Genomic DNA, 19,595 nt, shown 5'->3' with positions numbered 1-19,595 from the left:
GCGGACGCCGCGGGAAACCGGCACTGCGACACCCTGGCAGAATCGAGGTATGCCGTTCATACGGGACGGCGAAATCCGCACCCGCCGTCCCCTGCCTCGAAGGGCCCCTGGTCCCATGCCGCCCACCCTCGCCTCGCTCGTCCAGCACTCGGCGCTCAAGCTCACCGTGCGCGCCGGGGAGGACCGGCTCGAGACACCCGTGCGATGGGCACACGTCAGCGAGCTCACCGACCCCGTGCCGTACATGGAGGGCGGGGAGCTGCTGCTGGTCACGGCCATGAAGCTGGACGCCGAGGACCACGAGGCCATGCGCCGCTACGTGCGCAGGCTGGTGGGCGCCGGAGTGGTCGGACTGGGCTTCGCCGTCGGCGTGTACTACGACGACATTCCCGAGGCGCTCGTCGACGCGGCCCGGCAGGAGGGGCTGCCGCTGCTCGCCGTGCCCCGCCGCACGCCGTTCATCGCGATCAGCAAAGCCGTCTCCGCGGCGATCGCCGCCGACCAGTACCGGGCCGTGACCGCCGGATTCGAGGCGCAGCGGGAGCTGACCCGGGCCGCGCTCACCGAAGGCCCCGGCGCCGTCGTCGCACGGCTCGCCGCGCACATCGACGGCTGGGCGGCGCTGTACGACGCGTCCGGCGCGGTCGTCGCCGCGGCCCCCGACTGGGCCGCCCGGCGTGCCGCCCGGCTCACCGCCGACATCGAGCGGCTGCGCGAACGGGCCGCGCCCGCGAGCGCCGTCGTCGGCGGCACGGAGGACGACGACCGGGTCGAGCTCCAGTCGCTCGGCACGGGCCGCCGGGTCCGCGGCGCGCTCGCCGTCGGCACCGGCGCCCCGCTCGGCACCGCGGAGCGCTACGCGGTGCACTCCGCGGTCGCCCTCCTCACCCTGACCACCGAGCGGTCCCGGGCGATGCAGGCCGCCGAACAGCGCCTCGGCGCCGCGGTGCTGCGCATGATGCTGTCCGGGCAGCCCGACCACGCCCGGGCCGTCGCCGGCGAGCTGTACGGCGGGCTCCTCGACGCCCCGTTCCGGCTGCTGATCGCCGAAGCCGACGGCGACCCGGACCCGGCCGCCGGCGGCCGCCCCGCCGCTTTGAGCGCCTTCGCCGAGTCGGTCGAGTCGGCGGCCGCGCGGGCCGGGGAGACCGTTCTCGCGGTGCCCGACGGGGTCGAGGACCGGATGGTCGTGCTCGCCGTGGACGGCGGCGCGGTGGCCACCGCGTGCCTGGGAACCTACGCGGCCAGGGACGCGGAGGAGGCGGAGCTCTACGTCGGGCTCTCGGCGCCGACCGGTCCGGCCGCGGCCGCCGGCGCGTACAAGCAGGCCGAGCAGGCGCTCTCCGTGGCCCGCCGACGAGGGCGCGCCCTCGTCGAGCACGAGGAACTCGCGGCCGGGTCGATCGTGCCGCTGCTCGGTGACGACGCGGTGCGCGCGTTCGCGGACGGCATGCTGCGCGCGCTGCGCGACCACGACGCGACCGGCCGGGGCGACCTGGTCGCCTCGCTGCGGGCCTGGCTGTCCCGCCACGGCCAGTGGGACGCCGCAGCGGCCGACCTCGGCGTCCACCGCCACACGCTGCGCTACCGGATGCGCCGGGTGGAGGAGATCCTCGGACGCTCGCTGGACGACCCGGACGTGCGCATGGAGCTGTGGCTCGCGCTCAAGGCGACGGGCGAGCCGCCGGCGAAGCCGCGTCCTGCCTCATGACCTGCGGCCGAAGAACTCGATCTCGGCGACCGCCGGCCGTCTGCCCTTCGCGACCCCGTAGGCCGCGTCCGCGACGATCCTGACCGTCACGACGTCCCTGCCGCGCACGTCGAAGGTCTGCTGGCCGGGCTCGTCCCGCAGCGTGACCTTCTTGCGCGCCTCGGTGCCGTCGGCCGAGGTGAGCACCACGGTGAGCCGCGCGGGGCGGGCCTGCGCGAGGAACTCGTCCTTCTTCGCCGACGTGCCGGCGAACACGATCAGCTTCGTCACCCGTACCGGCTGCTCGAAGTCGCACTCCAGGTACTCGCCGGTGCCGGCGCCCGTCTCCTTCGCCGCCCAGTAGCGGTTGTTGAAGCCGTCGAAGGCGGCCCCCGCCGGATGGCCGGACGCCGCGCTGGAGCTGCGGAACCCCGTGGGCAGCAGCGCCTCCGGGGTGCCGGTCTCCTGCTTCGCGATGCCGAGCACACCGGGCAGCCGCGGCCACGCGAACCAGATCCCGCACGCCAGCAGGATCAGTACGACGGGGAGCACGATCGGCGGCCGCCGCCACAGCGGATTCCGCCGGACGCCTCCGTGCCCTCCACCGGACCGCTGCGCTGCTGGACGACATGGGTGAGTTCGTGCGCCAGGGTGGTACGGCCCTGGGGCGACGACGGATCGTACGCGTCGCGCTGGAAGACCACATTGCTGCCGACCGTGTACGCGTGGGCGCCGAGGCCCTTCGCGGAGGAGTCGGCGGCGGCGTCGTTGTGGACCCGTACATCGGAGAAGTCCGCGCCCATCCGGGTCTCCATGTCGACACGGGTGTCGGTGTCGAGGGGCTGCCCCCCGCCCGAGGCGAGCACGTCGTGGACCGGGGAGCGCGCCTCTTCCCGGGACTCCTCCCCCGTCTCGCTCCTGCTGCGCTGCACCATCGCCCCGACGGCGCCGTTCCCGGCGGCCCGCTGGAGCACGCCCAGTCCGGAGGCGCCGACCACGTCGGCGCGACCGGTGGCGGCGGCGCGGAACACATGGGCCGTCCCGGCCGGGGCGGCGCTGTGCGCACCCTCGTGCCGACGTTCGTCCGCGGCTTCGAGGTCGCGTCCGCGGCCGTGGTCGTGCTCCCACTCGTGGTCGTGGTCGTGGCTGTGTCCGTGTGCGTTCATCGACGTCTCCCCTGACCCGCACCGTTGCCCGGTCCTCCACCATCACGGCGCCCGGCCTGCCCCGTCCAGCCCGCCCTCTGCCTGCCGGGGGCATGGAGCCCTGCCCCTTCGGGCAGTCCCTCCGAACTTCCGGAATCCTGCCCGAAGTCGGGCAGGATTGTTGGTTCCCGTGCCTCGGAGTGCTTAATCTCCTGCGCATGACAAGCCCCACAGCCGAGTCGACACCCGGCGAACGCGCTCCCGCGCCGGTCCTGCCGGCGGCCCCCTCGGTCCCCGCCCGCCGCCGGATCTCCAGTGCCGTCTGGGCCGCGCTCGCCATCGTCTACGTCGTCTGGGGCTCCACTTACCTCGGCATCCGCGTCGTCGTCGAGACGATGCCGCCGTTCGCCTCGGCGGCGGCCCGGTTCGTCGTCGCCGGACTGATCCTCGGAGCCCTCGTCGCCTGGCGGCGCGGCCCCTCGGCGCTCAAGGTCACGAAGAGGCAGCTCGCCTCCGCGGCCGTCGTCGGCCTGCTGCTGCTCCTCGGCGGCAACGGCCTGGTCGTGCTGGCGGAGACGTCCATCCCGTCCGGGCTCGCCGCGCTGCTGATCGCGGTGGTCCCCGCCTGGGTCGTCGTCCTGCGCCGGGCGTCCGGCGAGCGTCCCGGCCTCGGCGCGTACGCGGGCGTCGCTCTGGGCCTGGCCGGGCTGGCCGTGCTGACCCTGCCCGGCCTCAGCGGCGACGTGCGCATCACCGGAGTCCTGACCGTGATCGCGGCCACCGTGATGTGGTCGGTGGGCTCGTTCTCGTCGTCCCGCATTCCGATGCCGGCCGACCCCTTCGCGGCCAGCGCCTACGAGATGGTGGCCGGCGGCATCGGCTGCGCCCTGGTCGCGCTCGGCCGGGGCGAGCACCACGGCTTCGTTCTCGGCGACGTCTCCACCCGCTCCTGGGTCGCGCTCGCCTACCTCGTCGTCTTCGGCTCGCTGCTCGCGTTCACCGCGTACGCCTGGCTGCTGCACACCGCGCCGCTGTCGCTCGTCGCCACGTACGCCTACGTCAACCCGGTGGTCGCCGTACTGCTCGGCGCGCTGGTGCTCGGCGAGCGGCTGACCTGGCCCATCGCGGTGGGCGGCACCGTGGTCGTGGCCGGCGTCTGCCTGATCGTGTCCACCGAACGCCGCCGCTGACCGCGCCCGGCCGGCGGCCGCCGCGGGGCGGCCGCCGTACCGCCGGGCCGCCCCGCCGCCGCCGACGCGCCAAAGAGGCCAGGCGGGACACGCGACTACTCCATGCCGGACAAACGACCGGACGGGCCGGCGGCCCTACCGTGTGGAGAGAACGACCGAGAGCAGACCCCACTACTTCGGAAGGGCCGGGACCCGCATGACTTCCACCCACGCCTTCTGGCTCGCCGGCCGCCAGGCCACCGGCGAGACCGCCTTCGACGTCACCTCCCCGTGGGACGGCCGCCTCGTCGGCCGGGTCTCCGTACCGACCGAGGCCCAGGTGGAGGAGGCCGTCGCCGCGGCGTACGCCGTGCGCGACGAGTTCGCCGCAACGCCCGCCCACGTCCGCGCGGCCGCCCTCGACCACGTGTCGAAGCGCCTGGTCGAGCGCACCGAAGAGCTCGCGCAGCTGATCTCCGCCGAGAACGGCAAGCCGATCAAGTGGGCCCGCGGCGAGGTCGGCCGTGCCGTCTCCGTCTTCCGGTTCGCCGCCGAGGAGGCCCGCCGCTTCAACGGCGGCGACGCGCAGCGGCTCGACACCGACGCCGGCGGCCAGGGGCGGCTGGCCCTGACCCGCCGCTTCCCCAAGGGCGTCGTGCTCGGCATCGCGCCGTTCAACTTCCCGCTCAACCTCTGCGCCCACAAGATCGCCCCGGCGATCGCCGTCGGCGCGCCGATCATCCTCAAGCCGGCCCCGGCGACCCCGCTGTCCGGCCTGATCCTCGGCGAGCTGCTCGCCGAGACCGAGCTGCCCGCCGGCTCCTGGTCCGTGCTGACGGTCCCGAACGAGCAGATGCCCGCCCTCGTGCAGGACGAGCGCCTGCCGGTCATCTCCTTCACCGGCTCCGACAAGGTCGGCTACGCGATCATGGACTCGGTGCCGCGCAAGCACTGCACCCTGGAGCTCGGCGGCAACGGCGCGGCGGTCGTCCTCGCCGACTTCGCGTCCGAACAGGACCTGGACTGGGCGGCGACCCGTATCGCCACCTTCTCCAACTACCAGGGCGGCCAGTCCTGCATCTCTGTGCAGCGCGTGATCGCCGACGCGACGGTGTACGACCGGCTGTTGCCGAAGATCGTCGCCGCCGTCGACGCCCAGGTCACCGGCGACCCGTCCGACGCCGCCACCGACGTCGGCCCGCTGGTCAGCGAGGACGCCGCGAAGCGGGTGGAGTCCTGGGTCGACGAGGCCGTCCAGGGCGGCGCGAAGCTGCTCACCGGCGGCAAGCGCGACGGCGCCGCCTACGCGCCGACCGTCCTGACCGACGTCCCCGCCGACACCACCCTCGCCTGCGAGGAGGTCTTCGGCCCGGTCCTTACCGTGACCAGGGTCGACGGCGAGGCCGAGGCGTTCGCGGCGGTCAACGACTCCAAGTACGGTCTCCAGGCCGGCGTGTTCACCCACGACGTCCGCACCGCCTTCCGCGCCCACCGCGCCCTCGAGGTCGGTGGCGTGATCGTCGGCGACGTCCCCTCCTACCGCGCCGATCAGATGCCCTACGGCGGCGCCAAGCAGTCCGGCGTCGGCCGCGAGGGCGTCGCGTTCGCGATGGACGACTACACGTACGAGCGGGTGCTGGTCCTCACCGGCCTGGCGCTGTAACGCCCGTACACCACGACCGACGGCCGGAGCCCACTGTGCGGGGGCTCCGGCCGTCTCTCTTCGTCTCCGTGCTGACCAGCAAGGACGGCCGGATCATGGCGGGACCGAGCCCGCGAAGTACGAACCGGACCAGAGCTTGTCGGCCCGCCGGTAGTGCCGGGACGAGGTCGGGGATCTCCTGGCGGAGGCGGCGGGAGCCGACCCCTTTCAGGGAGTTCACCAGCTTCGACAGGGCGACCTCGGGCGGGAAGCACAACCCTTGTGCCGGTACTTCGTCACGAAAACCACGTGTGCGTGAAGGACGAAAGCGCGGTGCCTTCCAGTACGGATGTTCTGACACTCGGCCATGACCCGGCTTCCGTAGGGTGATCGGCGTGCAGTTGAGGCACAGCTTCCGCCTGTACCCGAACGGCCCTCGGCGCGCTGCGCCGGCCAGGGCCCCGGAGGCCGGCGGCGAGGCGGTCCTGGAAGCCCGGGAGACGGGGTGAGCCCCCGGCGCATCGCGCCGGGGGCTCACCGCTGTGTGGAACGGGACGTCATCCGAAGGACTTGATGCTGTTCCAGTTCACCGACAGCACCGTCTTGACCGGTGGGTTGGTGTTGGTCGTCGACGGGTGGTACACCTTCACGTTTCCGGTGTCGGCGAACCGGGCCCAGATGTCCGGGACCCCGTCGTTGTTGACGTCGGGTATGCCGATCGCGGCCGACACGTTCGCCGCGGTCCAGCTGTTGCCGAAGGAGACGTCGCCGTTGGCGGAGTTGGCGGCCAGCTTGATCGACTCCAGGTCCACGCTGCCGGCGACGGCGCCGGGCTTGCCGTGGCGGACGTACATGTTGCCGTTGTCCACGTTGCGCCAGAGCAGGTCGGGCGTGCCGTCCTTGTTCATGTCCGCGAGGTTGACGATGTCGCGCGGGGCCCAGGCGGCGCCCTCCATGAGCGTCGCGGTCTCGAAGGTGGCGCCGGTGTAGCCGGACAGCACCCAGAAGGCCGTGCCGGCCCGCAGGGCCAGGTCGGGCAACTTGTCGCCGGTGATGTCGCCGGTCGCCTTCAGCTGCGTCCAGGTCGACGGCGCCGGGGCGTTGGCGGGCAGGCGGATCTTGATGCGGTCGTCGACGTTGAAGCTGCCGTAGCCGTCGCCCGGGTAGAGCCAGAACTGACCGTCCGGGGCGACCGCGAACAGGTCGGTCGAGCCGTCACCGGGGTAGGTGTCGTTGTAGTGCGCGATGAGCGCGGCCTTGGTGCCGTTCCACCAGTGGCCGGGCGGGTCGAGCTTGGAGTCGGCGGTCACGTAGGAGGCCGCCAGGCAGGAGTAGAGCTCGCCCTCGGGGGCGCCCACGCAGTTCCGCAGGTTGCCATCGGCGTCGACGACGATGAGGTCGGCGATGTCGTCGCCACCGGTGTCACCCGGGCCGTCGGCCCTGTCGCGCGGCGGCAGGTAGAACCTGTACTCCCCGCGAATGCTCTGGTTGCCGTTGACGTCGTAGGCGTAGACGGTCAGCACGTTCGGGCCCGCGTGCTTGGGCTGGACACCGGTGATCGTGACCTTGCCGTTGACCGGGGTCGGCGCGTCGACGTAGCCGACGCCCTCGAAGGCCCATCGGAACTTGGACGCGCCGGCCGCGGTGAAGGTGAAGTCACCCGGCGTGCCGAACTTCACCGACGCCCACGTCTTGCCGTCGCTCGTGGCCTCCGTGAACACGGTGCTGGTGACGTCCGGTTGCGGCGGCGCGGTCGGGTCGACGGTGATCCGGCACGGCTCGGTACCGGTCGGGAAGAACGTCGAGACCTCACCCGCGGAGTCCTCGGCGCGTACGTCCCACGAGTAGAGGGTGTTGGCCGTGATGCTCGCCAGCAGCGGGTCGTCGGCCTGGATGACCATCTGCCCGTAGCCGGTGGAGGACGGGGTGGCGACGTACTCCTTCTTGGTGGTCGCACCGGTCTTCCAGAAGCGGAAGCGCAGCTTGGGCAGGGTGCCGTCGGGGTCGTAGCCCTTGGCCTTCAGGGTGATGGTGGTCCGGCCGATGGTGACGCTGTTGGTCGGGCCGGGCACGCACGCGCCACCGGGCGAGGAAGTGCCGGAGGTCGGCTGGGACGGGGGACGGTTGTACTGGCCCTCCAGCACGGCGCCGGTCGCGGCGAACTTGCGCCAGGTCTGGGTGTCGCTCTCGCTGGTCGCGCGCATGCCGAAGGTGATGTTGGACCAGCCGCTGTCCGCGCCCTTCTGGGCCGCGGCCGTCACGGTGAACGCCTCGTACGCGTCCGGGCAGGAGGAGGACCAGCCGTGCGCGAAGGACTTCTTGTGCAGCACCTGTGACCAGCTCGGCTGTGCGTTCCAGGTCGTACCCGAGGAGATCGAACCGGTCAGCCAGAACTCCATCTGACGCGTGGTGCAGGACCAGGAGTGGTTGTTCTTGATCTTGAACGTGGCCCAGTCGAACTTCGCCCCCTTGTAGCTGGAGGAGAAGTTCATGCGCCAGAAGGAGCGGGCGAGGCCGCCGGTTTCGCTCTCGTAGCCGACACGGGCGTCGGAGGTGCCGGAGGAGAAGTTCGTACCGTTCCAGAAGCTGGAGTTCGGGTACTTCTTGTACGCCACCGTCCAGGCCAGCCAGCCGCTGTTGAGCGGCGGATCGATGAAGACCGGGTACGTCGTGTCCTTGTGCGTGAGCAGGCCGGTCCTGGCGACGTCCAGGTGGAGCCGGGCCTCACCGGTGTCGTCGCCGTCGAGGGTGACGGGCAGCTGCGCGGAGCGGGCGCCGGGCTCGATGCCGGTCAGACCCGACAGCTTCAGCACGTCGGCCGTGGTCGCGACCGAGGTGTGGCGCGGGGTGCCCGCCGGGGCCTCGGAGTCGCGGCCGCCTGAGTCCCAGGCGAACGGGGTCGGGATGCTGCCGATCTCCTGGCCCGCCTTGTCCAGGACCTGGACCCGGTTCGCCTTCGCGTCCGTACGGAAGACCGCGGTCTTCGAGTGCAGTCCGTACGAGACGGAGGCGAGGTCCTTGTTCTGCGCGGCCTCGCGGTTCTTGACGATCAGGAGCTGGCCGAAGCCGCCCTCCTCACGCACCACAAGGAGCAGGTCGACGCCCGGGAACACCTCGGGGTACAGGGCACGGGGACCGTCGAGCACCGGCTCGGGCAGAGTGCCCGGCCAGGTGTAGGCGATGGTGTGGCCGCCCAGTTCGACCTCGGCGAGGACGCTCTGGTTCGGGACGTCCTCGGCGAGGGGCGGACGGCTGTACGACGAGCGGTCGGCGCGGGCTGCCTCGGTGCCACTGGCGAAGCGGACGGGCACGGCGCTGTTGACCGGGCGGACGCCCAGCGGGCCGGCACCCTTCGTCCGGCGCAGCGTGTTGTCGATCGGCGCCCACTTGCCCTTGGCGTCCTTCGCGCGCTGCGGCAGGGCGTGGATCCGGGTGCGCATCTTGCCGTCGGGCATCGCCCAGACCAGCTGGGTCTGGGTGGTCGCCGTGTCGACGAGCACCTTCTTGCCGGTCCGCCTTGCCTCGGCCGCGGCGGCGGCCTCGTCACGCGGACCGGTCGACGCCTGCTTGGCGTCCGTGACGGGGGACTTGGCGTTCGGGGGCGCGCTCGGCTGCCACCAGGGCAGGAGCGCTGCGGTGAGTGCGGCCAGTACGAGGCCGAGAGTGAGTGACAGCCGTGTGCGCGTGCGCACGAACGGGCTGAGAAGACGAGGCGGCGCTGGCACGGCGGTCTACTCCCGTGTGAACCAGAGGGATTTTCGGACAGTTTTCGGACAGCACAGACAGCCCCGACGGACGGGCCGCGGGGCGTAATGCGCGCACACGATCACACGAGCGGCAGGTGACGTCCATATCCAAAGGATTTATGAATACGTGACCTACTGTGCGGCAGAGGCATAACAAGCCATCAGTTCATCCACTTTATGGCCACTTGATGAGCCATCAGATCGGGAATATCTCCGATGTCCGATCTGAAGCAAAGGTCGACGGTGCGGGGTTCTGCTCGCGGTTGCACCGTGGCGAAGCTCACTTCCGTGGCACCTCGGCCACCATCCACGATCTTGAAAATGCAGCGCACATGACAGAAAGTGCGCACGCACGCGCCTGAGCCAGGCGCGTGCTCTTTGGTGTTTCCGCACCTCCTCCGTTGTCTTGTTCGTCTGGGTGGGAGTCGACGCGTATGCGTGCTTCAGTTCCACTGTCATGGGTGGGGCGGGATCGCCTGGCCATGACAGAGTCACAACGACGGCGCCGTCGGCGAAGCCGCACGGCGACCGTCCTTTTGTTGTCATCGATATTGACGGTGACGAGTCTGGGCTCGCAGGCCCTGGCCGTTCCCGGCGACGGGATGAGCCGTGAGGAGCAGACCTCTCAGGTCGAACTGCCGGACATCCCGAAGAGCACCACGCTCCCCGAGGACGCCGAGGCTCCGAAGACGCTGAGCACGGCGCCGGAGCAGCCGATCGTCCCGTACGAGGCGAAGGCCGTCACGCCGTGGGCGGAGGACGCAGGCAAGGCGACCCTGTCGTCCTCGACCGCGGAGGGTGCCACGGTTCCGGTCGTGAACCAGACGACCCAGGCGGGTCTGCCGATCGCGGTGGGTGTCCCGGTGGGCCAGGACCCGGCGGCGATCGCCGGTGACTGGACGGTCGCGCTGAAGTCGACCACCACGTCGCAGGACCAGGGCGTGCCCGGCATGATCATGGAGGTCGTGCCTCCGGCGACGGCCGACCCGGCCGCGCAGGTCACGCTCGCCGTCGACACCACCGGCTTCGCCGACCTCTACGGGCCGCAGGCCGCCAGCCGTTTCGGTCTGGTCCTGCTGCCGGACTGTGTCGTGGACTCCCCGGACTCCGGTGACTGTGCCCCGGACGCCGGAGTCCAGACCATGTCCGGCACGGACGAGGCGGGCGACGAGGTCGAGCGGCTGCGCAGCACGATCAAGGTGGTGCCGGCCTCCAAGGCGCCCACCAAGACGAAGTTGGCGAAGAAGGCCCCGAACCGCCAGATCCTGACCGGTTCGGTTCCGGTCGGGAACCTGCTGCCGGACGGGGGTGCCCCGTCGAAGGCGACCGGCGCGGTACACCGGGCCGCCTTCCCGGTCGTGGCCGCCTCGGGCCGTCAGGTCGTGGGCGCGATGGACACCGGGGCCTCGGTCTCGGGTGACTTCACCGCCTCGCCGCTGCTGTCCAGCGGTTCCTGGGCGGCGGGTTCTTCGAACGGTGCCTTCACCTACGCGTACCAGGTGCAGGTCCCGGAGACCGCCGGCGGCCTGATGCCGAAGGTCAACCTGTCGTACAACTCGCAGTCGGTCGACGGCCGCACCTCGGCCTCGAACAACCAGGCCTCCTGGATCGGTGACGGCTGGGACTACAACGCGGGCTCGATCACCCGGACGTACAACAACTGCCGCCAGGACTCCAAGAAGTCCGGGTCCAACAACTCGGGCCACAAGACCGCGGACCTGTGCTGGGGCTCGAACAACGCCACTCTGTCGCTCGGCGGCATGACCACCGAGCTGGTGTGGGACGACACGAAGGGTCCGCTGGGTGCCGACGGCAAGCCCGTGGGTCAGTGGTTCACCGCCAACGGTGACGGCTCCAAGGTCGAGCGGATCAAGGGCCAGGCCACCGGCAACGGTGCGAAGGACGGCGAGTACTGGCGTGTCACCACCAAGGACGGCACCAAGTACCACTTCGGTCTGAACAAGCTCCCGGGCTGGTCGGACAACGGCAGCCTCACCGACGACCCGCAGACCAAGTCGGTCCTCACCGTGCCGGTCTACGGCAACCACTCGGGCGAGGACTGCTACCAGGGTCCGACCACGGCCGACTGGAAGAACTCCTCCTGCACCCAGGGCTGGCGCTGGAGCCTCGACTACGTCGAGGACATCCACGGCAACGCCATGTCCCTGTGGTGGCAGAAGGAGGAGAACTACTACGCGAAGAACTTCTACTTCAAGGGTCCGGTCAAGTACGACCGCGGCGGCTACCTGTCGCACATCTACTACGGCCAGCGCAAGGAATCGATCTTCTCCGCGACGGCCCCGGCCCGCGTCGGCTTCACCGTCGCCGAGCGCTGCTACGACGCGTCGACCACGCACACCTGCAGCGAGGAGAACTTCACCTCCAAGGACCCGGGCAAGTACCGCATCTGGTACGACACCCCGGCCGACCTGCGCTGCCAGGCGGTCACAGCGACGTACACGCAGAAGTGCTGGAACGCCGGCCCGACGTTCTGGACCCGCAAGCGCCTGGACAAGATCACCACGTCCGCGCAGCGGCGCACCGACACCACCGCGCGCCAGGTCGTCGACGAGTTCCAGCTCAAGCAGAGCTTCCCGGTCCTCAAGACCGGCCCGAACACCGCCCTGTGGCTGGAGTCCATCCAGCGCACCGGCTACGCCCGCAACGGCTCGACGGACGCCTCCGTCAAGCTCAACCCGGTGCGGTTCGAGTCCAACGAGGACGACATGCCCAACCGTGTCCTGCTGAGGGAGACGGCAGGCGTGGACAAGGGGAAGCCGATCGACCCGCGTCCCGGCTTCTCCAGGCTGCGTATCGGCCGTGTCATCAACGAGTACGGCGGTGAGACCGTCGTCACCTACAAGATGCCCAGTTGGGGAGACCCACTCGACGGCTGCGCCAGCAGGCAGGGCCTGCCCACCAAGTCGGACACGGCCGGTCTGAAGGCCAACACGCGTCTGTGCTACCCGCAGTTCTGGCACCCGGACTCCGAAGTCGAGGACATCGACTGGTTCCACAAGTACGTCGTGGAATCCATCGAAGAGCTGCCGAACGTCGACGGCTCGTACTCGACCCTGACGTCGTACGAATACAAGAACGCCGGCTGGAAGCTCGCCGACGCGGAGTTCTCGAAGAAGTCCACCCGGACCTACTCGACCTTCGCCGGCTTCGAGCAGACCGCGGTCATCACGGGCGAGCGCAAGGCCACCGCCGACAGCGGCGAGGGCTCCGACCCGGCCGAGGACACGCCGGGAGTCGACGGCCCGAAGACCAAGGCCGTCACCCGCTTCTTCCGCGGCATGGGCGACACCGTCCCCATGAAGAACATCACGGGCGCCACGCTCACCCACGACGGCCAGACCGTCTACGACCGCGAGGCGTTCGCCGGCCGGATCGCCGAGGAATTCAGCTACACCAACGCGACCGACGCCGACACCAACTGGCTCACCCGCAGCCTCACCGTCCCCGCGGCCACCGAGCTCGCCAGCCGCAACCGTGACGACGGCCTGGACCCGCTGAAGGCCTGGCGCGTCACGGAGCCCGAGGAGATCGCGTACACGAAGTCCTCCGGCACCGGCGACGACACGCGCACCGTGCGGACCGTCAAGAGCAGCACGACCTACGAGTCGACCCACGGTCTGCCGACCCTGGTGGAGTCCCTCGGCGACACGGGCAAGACCGGTGACGAGTCCTGCACCAAGCTGGAGTACCTGCACCACACCGGCAAGAACCTGATTGGTCTGTCCAAGCAGGTCCTGGTCTCCCCGTCGCTCTGCGCCAACGCCGACTGGGCCGATCTCAGCACGTTGAGCGGCGCCACCCGCACCGCGTACGACGGCACCGCGTACGGCACCGCTCTCAGCGCCACGACCCGCGGTCTCGCGACCGAGACCTGGTCGCTGAACGACAAGGGCACCGGTTTCCAGACCGGCGGCACGGTCGGCTTCGACGCCATCGGCAGGGTGATCCGGCAGACAGACCCGGACCAGATGGCGCAGCCGGTTCCGAAGTCCTCCACGATCGCCTTCGACCCGCCCACCGGGCAGGTCTTCAAGGTGACCGAGACCAACCCGCTCGGTCACACCCAGGTCCAGGAGCTGGAGCCGGGCCGTGCGGTCGCGCTGAAGACGACCGATGCCAACGGTCACGTGAGCGAGGCGAAGTTCGACCCGTTGGGCCGTCTCGCCGAGGCATGGGGTGCGGGTCGAACTCCGTCGACGTCGTCGGTGCCGGACTTCCGCGCCGAGTACACGATCCCGGCGGAGGAGACCGACCCGGCCGACCCCGATGGCCGCAAGATCCGCAAGCCTCCGTACGTCACCACCTACTCGCGTGGCTACGAGGACCGGGTCGAGAAGTCCGTCACGATCTACGACGGTCTGGGCCGCGAGCGCCAGACGCAGGAGGAGGCTGACGGCGGCGGCCGTCTGATCACCGACACGCTGTACAACACGGCCGGTGAGGTCTACCAGACCAACAACGCCTACCTGAACCAGGACGACCCGAGCGGTGAGCTGTTCACGCCGCGCGCGGACACCACGGTTCCGAACATCACCCGCTACAAGTACGACGGCCTCGGCCGCGTGCTCGAGGAAATGCCGGTTCTCAAGGTCAAGCTCACCGGCACGACCGAGGCCATCTCCCAGCCGGTCCCCGAGAAGGCGACCCGCTACGAGTACGGCCCTGACTGGTCGAAGGTGATCCACCCGCAGGGGAACTCCTCCTACCGCGTCTACACCGATGCCCTGGGCCGCACCGTCCGCACGGACACGTTCAACCCGGCGGCGCCCGGCGGCTTCACGTCGACGCGCTACGAGTACAACAACCGCGGCCAGGTGGCGAAGGCGACCAGCTCCACAGACACCGCGCACCCGTGGTCGTGGACCTACGACCACCGCGGCCAGTTGGAGACCGCGACCGACCCGGACACGGGCACGACGCGGAACACCTACGACCACCGCGGGCGTCTGCTGACCACCACCAACGCACGTGGTGTGACGGTCTGGAACGGCTACGACGAGCTGTCCCGGCCGGTGGCGCAGAAGCTCAACGGCCCCACCGGTGCCGCGTTCGCCACCTACTCGTACGACTCCGTCACAGGCGGCAAGGGCATGCCCGCCGCCGTCACGCGCTACACGGACGGTCAGGCGTACACGCAGAAGGTCAACGGCTACACGAAGGACTACCAGCCGACGTCCATGACGCTGTCGCTGCCGTCGACGCTGGCCGCTACGTGGGGTCTGCCGACCGAGTACACCTACGGCTACACGTACTCCGACAACGGCATGCTGGAGGAGGCCAACCTCCCCAAGGTCGGCAAGTTCGACGCGGAGAAGCTGGTCGTCCGCTACAACAAGGACGGCAAGCCGGTCTCCCTCTCCGGCAAGGACTGGTACGGCACGGAGACCGTCTACTCGCCGTACGGTCAGGTGATGCGTTCGACCCTGGGCGCGCTGCCGTACCGCGTGTGGACGCAGAACTCGTTCGAAGAGTCCACCGGTGAGCTGCAGAACCAGATGGTCTACCGCGAGCAGACCCCGCTGCCCAACAACAACCTGGTGACGAACCGTGAGTACACCTACGACCCCGCCGGCAATGTCACAGGCATCCGTGAGCACGCCACCGGGATCGAGGAGCGGCAGTGCTTCACCTACGACCCGCTGGGTCAGCTGAAGGAGGCCTGGACCTCCAAGGACAAGGAGAAGTGCACCGCCCCGAAGAACACCGACGGCACCCTCAACGTCGCCGCCGGCGATGACACCTCCGGCTACTGGCAGCAGTACGAGTACGACCTGCTGGGCAACCGCAAGAAGCTGGTCGAGAAGGACCTGACCGGCGCCGAGGCGAAGGACGCCATCACCGACTACACCTACGGCAAGGCGGACGGCTCGCAGCCGCACACCCTGACGAAGGTGTCGAAGACCTACACCGGCCCCGCGGGTGCGCAGGTCAAGGCCGAGGCCGAGCGTCTGTACGAGCTCACCGGTGAGACCAAGTCGATCACCTCGCTCCAGAACGGCGACAAGCAGACGCTGACCTGGACGGCGGACGGCAAGGTCGACCGGATCACAGGCCAGGGCACCGGTGGCAAGACCCCGTACGTGGGTCTGGCCGACAAGTGCCTCGACCTCAAGTCCGGCCTCGCGACTGCCTCCCAGCCGATCCAGCTCTACAGCTGCAACACCTCGGTCGCCCAGAACTGGAAGTTCACCTCCACTCCGGCCCCCGTGGCCGGGACGCAGATCGACCCCAACCGGGGCACGCTCACCGTCTACGACAACTGGTGTGTCCAGCCGGCCGCGAACACGGCCGGGTCCGCGGTCCAGATCCAGAAGTGCAATGGCACGGCCGCGCAGGAGCTGAAGCGGAACACCGCCGGTCAGCTCACGCACATCGTGTCGGGCCTCTGCCTGGCGGTGCAGGGCGCCAACTCGGCCAGCGGCACGCCGATCGTGCTGGCCACCTGCGACGGCACGTCCGCCGCGCAGCTGTGGGCGCCCCAGAACGACACCCGTCACATCTACGGCCCCGACGGTGAGCGCCTGCTGACCATCAAGGGCAAGCAGGCCACCCTCAACCTGGGCGAGGCCGAGGTGACTGTCCAGCAGGGCGGTGTCCTGATCAACTCGCAGCGCACCTACGCCACCCCTGGTGGCTCGGTCATGCGCTATGCCTACGGCACGGGTACGGAGTCACTGGTCGCTCAGACGGGTGACCACCAGGGCTCCACCTACGCCGAGGTCGCCATGAGCGGCACCATGGCGGTGCGGATCCGCAAGCAGGACCCGTTCGGCAACCAGCGCGGCGCCGATACCGTCGGCGTCAACCTGCAGAGCCACAAGGGTTTCCTGGGCAAGACGAGGGACGACGCCTCCGGCTTCCAGCCGCTGGGCGCACGTCTGTACGACCCGGTGGTCGGACGGTTCCTGTCGGCCGACCCGTTGATGGACCTGAACGACCCGCTGCAGGCCAACGGGTACGTCTACGCCCACAACAACCCGGTGACCTACTCGGACCCGACGGGTCTGGCGATCACCCTGACCGCCTCCGAGAAGGCCGCTGCGCTCACGGGCGCGGGCCTGTCCGCGGCCCAGGTCGCGCAGGCGCAGGCCACCATGGGCAAGTCCCTGACCTCGGTGATCCTCGCGGCTGCCTGGAGCATCCTGAGCGACTTCATCGGACTCAGCGACGCCATGGCCTGCTTCGGCGGTGACATGTGGTCCTGCGGCAGCATGATCATCGGGGCGATCCCGTGGGCCAAGCTGGGCAAGATCCCGTCGGTGCTCAAGGCAGTCAACCGCACGATCAACGCCATCCAGGCGTTCCAGAAGGCGAAGAAGGCCGCCGAGGCCGTCCTCAAGGCCGCCAAGGCCGCCGAGGCAGCAGCGCTCAGGGCCAAGAAGGCCGCCATCGAGAAGGCCAAGAAGGAGGCCGCGCAACGCGCCAAGAAGAAGGCAGCCGAAGCGGCGAAGAGAAAGGCCGACGCGGCGGCCGCCGCGAAGAAGAAGACCGGTAACCCCGTCCAGAAGCAGTCCCAGGCGAAGGCGGCCCCGAAGGCGTCCTCCCAGCCCAAGGGCTCCGGTGGCGGCAAGGGCGGGGGCGGCAAGGCCAGCACCTCCAAGCCGGGCGGCAGCTCCGGCGGCTCTTCGCGCAGCAACGGTGGTTCGAGCGGCAGCGGTAGCTCCGGCAAGGCCGAGGAAGGCGGCACCTGCAACAGCTTCGTGCCCGGCACGAAGGTGCTGATGGCCGACGGCTCGACCAAGCCGATCGAGAAGGTCAAGACGGGCGACAAGGTCAAGGCGACCGACCCGAAGACCGGGGAGACCCGGATCGAGACGGTCACTGCCGAGATCAAGGGCCAGGGCCTCAAGCACCTGGTCAAGGTCACCATCGACACCGACGGCAAGGCGGGTACAAAGACGGCCCAGGTCAGCGCGACCGACGGACACCCCTTCTGGGTCCCCGAGCTCGGTGAGTGGATCGGAGCCACCGACCTGCGCGCCGGCCAGTGGCTCCAGACCAACGCTGGCACTTACGTCCGGATCACCTCGATCGAGCGCCGGACGAGCCAGCTCGCCACTGTCCACAACCTCACCGTCAGCGACCTTCACACCTACTACGCGCTGGCGGGTGCCACGCCAGTCCTGGTGCACAACTGTGAGGGAATCAGTGACGATCGTCACGAACAGCTGCAGGACTCGCACGGGAACGACATCGCTGACGGAGTGGACTACAATATTCAGCGCATGTGCCCCGAATGCAATTCGGCGAGCAACGCTGCGGACCACACCATCAACGGTATTGGTAGCAACACCGGAGCTCTGGCCGACTATCTCAGGAATCAGCGCAACCTGGGGATGACTCATGGCGACCGGAGGAAGCCGGGAACGACCGCACGGCGCGACGAGGAGACAGTGGACGGGCAGGGAAGGGGTGTGACGATTGTTCAGAATTCGTACATGGTGCACGCCTATCATCAGTCCCTGGATGAGTTCAACAGCATCTTCAACCCGTTGGATGGGTGAGGCCTCGTGCGGCGGAGTGTAAAAGTCTCTCGAGCGGGTGAGGGCTACAGAGTGGCCCTTACTCCCTCTCAGTTCGATCTGGTCAGGAGAACTCTCATCAGTCTGTACAGCGGCGGGAACTCCTCGGAGTTGATCGCCGTCGTCTCGGGTGAGGAATTCGCGCAGCTCCATGAACTGAGGAAACAGGAGGTCGACTTTCGGTCGAGGGGGAACATCGAGCTGCAGCTCAGCCGCGCGGAACTCCGCGCGGTGCACGGAGCTCTGGCGTTCGCCTACTTGAACCATTCCTCTGAAGAGGCGTTTCACAACAAGTACGGCTTCTATCGTGAGAACGTCCAAGCCGTAGGCCAGGCGATCTGCGCGGCTCTACAAGAGCTGTAAGCGGATGTCTTAAGAGCAGGTTCAAGACAATGCCCCGTTGTGGTGCGCTCCAGAGCTACCACAACGGGGCATCGTCGTCTCCGGGCAGACCTCACTTCAGGACTACCACCGCGCCTCCCTCTCCAGCCTCAGCCCCTCCTCCATCACCGCCCGCGCGATCGGCGCCGCGCTCCCGCCCCCGCTGATGTCCCCCGGCTGGCCTCCGCGTCCTCGACGACGACCGCCACCGCCACCGCCGGCCGGGTCGCGTCCGCCGCCTGCGCCCAGGCGATGAACCAGGCCTACGGCGTCCCGGTGGTGCCTAGGCCGTGCTGAGCCGTGCCCGTCTTGCCACCGACGCGCGCCCCGGGGATGGCCGCGTTCGTGCCCGTGCCCTCCTCGACCGCCTTGACCATCAGCCGCTGCAGCAGGGTGGCGGTCGAGGGGCGCATCGCATGGCGGTAGCTGCGACGGCCGGTGGCGTCGACCGTCGTGCCGCCTGACGTAGTCGTCCGCTCGACCGGATACGGGTGCGCGATCTCCCCGTTGGCGACGGCCGCCGCCACCATCGCCATCTGCAGCGGGGTCGCCGTCGTGTTGAACTGGCCGATCGTCGACAACGCCAGCTGGTTGTCGCTCATGTCCATGTCGAAGTTGGACCTCGCGACCCAGGAGCGCATCGTGAGGCCCGGACCGTCGAAGCCGAACCGCTGTGCCGCGTCCACCATCCCACCAGGCCCACCTCAACCCCGAAGCCCCGCCATCACCCAGTTGCACGACCACTGGAGCGCGTACGCGAGCGAGGCGTTCCCGCACCCCCGCGCCGCGTTCGGGAGCACCTGCCGGGTTCCCGGCAGGACGAACAGGGCCGGGGTGTCCGTCGGCGCCTCGACGTCAGTCACCACGCCCGCGTCGAGGGCCGCCGCCGTCACGATCTCCCGGCCGGCCCGAGCTCCAGAACGTCGGCATCCTCTACCAGGTCCGCGCACCGGCGTCCGGCTCCGCCCTGAGCCGGACGGCCGGACCGCCGAGTCGGTTTGGACTCCGATCCCCGAGGTCGCCCGCCTCGGCCGGTCGTCGTTGCTCGACATCGGCCTCGCCCTGGCGCGGACCGTTCCGGCAACCGGCCACGTACCTCCCGTACCGGTTCGGCGGCCTGATCCCGCACGGAGGCCGGGTATGCCGTAGTCACGAGGCGGCGCGCAGGGAAGCGCGCTGATCCGGCCGGCGCACGCTGTGCGCGGCCCACGGCCGGTCCCCGTTGCTCCCGCTGCCGTACGCGGGCTGGTGGAGGTGCCCCGAATCGGGTACTACGAAC

At 69.7% G+C, this 19,595-nt stretch carries 9 protein-coding genes and 3 pseudogenes; 7 read left to right on the top strand and 5 right to left on the bottom strand.

The genetic code is table 11. From position 1 onward, the window contains the following. Positions 1 to 115: 115 nt before the first annotated feature. Entirely contained in the window at positions 116 to 1,711 is a 1,596-nt protein-coding gene (locus ACWD01_RS15730) for a PucR family transcriptional regulator (protein ID WP_451162056.1), read from the top strand. Here the strand turns inward: ACWD01_RS15730 and ACWD01_RS15725 are convergent. Both ACWD01_RS15725 and ACWD01_RS15720 read right to left on the bottom strand, forming a co-directional pair. Further along, on the bottom strand, positions 1,706 to 2,242 hold the full coding sequence (locus ACWD01_RS15725) for a discoidin domain-containing protein (protein WP_451162054.1): 537 nt from the start codon (positions 2,240 to 2,242) through the stop codon (positions 1,706 to 1,708). The genes ACWD01_RS15730 and ACWD01_RS15725 overlap by 6 nt on opposite strands. Further along, entirely contained in the window at positions 2,224 to 2,856 is a 633-nt protein-coding gene (locus ACWD01_RS15720) for an eCIS core domain-containing protein (RefSeq protein ID WP_451162052.1), read from the bottom strand. The genes ACWD01_RS15725 and ACWD01_RS15720 overlap by 19 nt, the downstream gene beginning before the upstream one ends. 197 nt (positions 2,857 to 3,053) lie before the next feature. On the opposite strand from ACWD01_RS15720, the gene ACWD01_RS15715 reads away from it, so the two are divergent. Together ACWD01_RS15715 and ACWD01_RS15710 are read left to right on the top strand one after the other, a co-directional pair. Continuing rightward, positions 3,054 to 4,025, top strand: coding sequence for an EamA family transporter (locus tag ACWD01_RS15715; RefSeq protein WP_451162050.1), 972 nt, complete (start codon positions 3,054 to 3,056; stop codon positions 4,023 to 4,025). A 196-nt stretch (positions 4,026 to 4,221) separates the two neighbouring features. Next, complete coding sequence (locus ACWD01_RS15710; RefSeq protein ID WP_451162048.1) at positions 4,222 to 5,667, top strand: aldehyde dehydrogenase family protein; 1,446 nt, start codon at positions 4,222 to 4,224, stop codon at positions 5,665 to 5,667. A gap of 93 nt (positions 5,668 to 5,760) precedes the next feature. On the opposite strand, the pseudogene ACWD01_RS15705 reads toward ACWD01_RS15710, so the two are convergent. Next, positions 5,761 to 6,015, bottom strand: a pseudogene (locus tag ACWD01_RS15705) (transposase). A 188-nt stretch (positions 6,016 to 6,203) separates the two neighbouring features. Beyond that, positions 6,204 to 9,338: a hypothetical protein gene (locus tag ACWD01_RS15700; RefSeq protein WP_451162046.1), complete on the bottom strand. Its 3,135-nt coding sequence runs from the start codon at positions 9,336 to 9,338 to the stop codon at positions 6,204 to 6,206. A gap of 242 nt (positions 9,339 to 9,580) precedes the next feature. Here ACWD01_RS15700 and ACWD01_RS15695 point away from each other — a divergent pair, with 242 nt between their 5' ends. The 3 genes from ACWD01_RS15695 (at position 9,581) to ACWD01_RS15685 (ending at position 18,298) form a co-directional block, all read left to right on the top strand. Then, entirely contained in the window at positions 9,581 to 9,754 is a 174-nt protein-coding gene (locus ACWD01_RS15695; protein ID WP_451162044.1) for a hypothetical protein, read from the top strand. A 195-nt stretch (positions 9,755 to 9,949) separates the two neighbouring features. Next, entirely contained in the window at positions 9,950 to 17,917 is a 7,968-nt protein-coding gene (locus tag ACWD01_RS15690) for a ricin-type beta-trefoil lectin domain protein (protein ID WP_451162042.1), read from the top strand. Positions 17,918 to 17,968: 51 nt separating this feature from the next. Then, complete coding sequence (locus ACWD01_RS15685) at positions 17,969 to 18,298, top strand: hypothetical protein (protein ID WP_451162040.1); 330 nt, start codon at positions 17,969 to 17,971, stop codon at positions 18,296 to 18,298. Between the two features lie 102 nt (positions 18,299 to 18,400). On the opposite strand, the pseudogene ACWD01_RS15680 reads toward ACWD01_RS15685, so the two are convergent. Next, positions 18,401 to 19,212, bottom strand: a pseudogene (locus ACWD01_RS15680) (penicillin-binding transpeptidase domain-containing protein); the annotation flags it as partial. Positions 19,213 to 19,214: 2 nt separating this feature from the next. Between ACWD01_RS15680 and ACWD01_RS15675 the strand changes: the two are divergent. Next, a pseudogene (locus tag ACWD01_RS15675) lies at positions 19,215 to 19,496 on the top strand (hypothetical protein); the annotation flags it as partial. Positions 19,497 to 19,595: the final 99 nt, after the last annotated feature.

Source organism: Streptomyces sp. NPDC002835, from assembly GCF_053591995.1.
The sequence above is the reverse complement of the archived record's forward strand: the minus strand, read 5'-3'. Positions and strand labels throughout refer to the sequence as shown.

What these genes read in the sequence shown, in the direction of transcription:
- ACWD01_RS15710 (WP_451162048.1), top strand. Translation starts at nt 4,222, where the DNA reads ATGACTTCCACCCACGCCTTCTGGCTCGCCGGCCGCCAGGCCACCGGC.
- ACWD01_RS15720 (WP_451162052.1), bottom strand. Translation starts at nt 2,856, where the DNA reads ATGAACGCACACGGACACAGCCACGACCACGACCACGAGTGGGAGCAC.
- ACWD01_RS15695 (WP_451162044.1), top strand. Translation starts at nt 9,581, where the DNA reads ATGAGCCATCAGATCGGGAATATCTCCGATGTCCGATCTGAAGCAAAG.
- ACWD01_RS15730 (WP_451162056.1), top strand. Translation starts at nt 116, where the DNA reads ATGCCGCCCACCCTCGCCTCGCTCGTCCAGCACTCGGCGCTCAAGCTC.
- ACWD01_RS15715 (WP_451162050.1), top strand. Translation starts at nt 3,054, where the DNA reads ATGACAAGCCCCACAGCCGAGTCGACACCCGGCGAACGCGCTCCCGCG.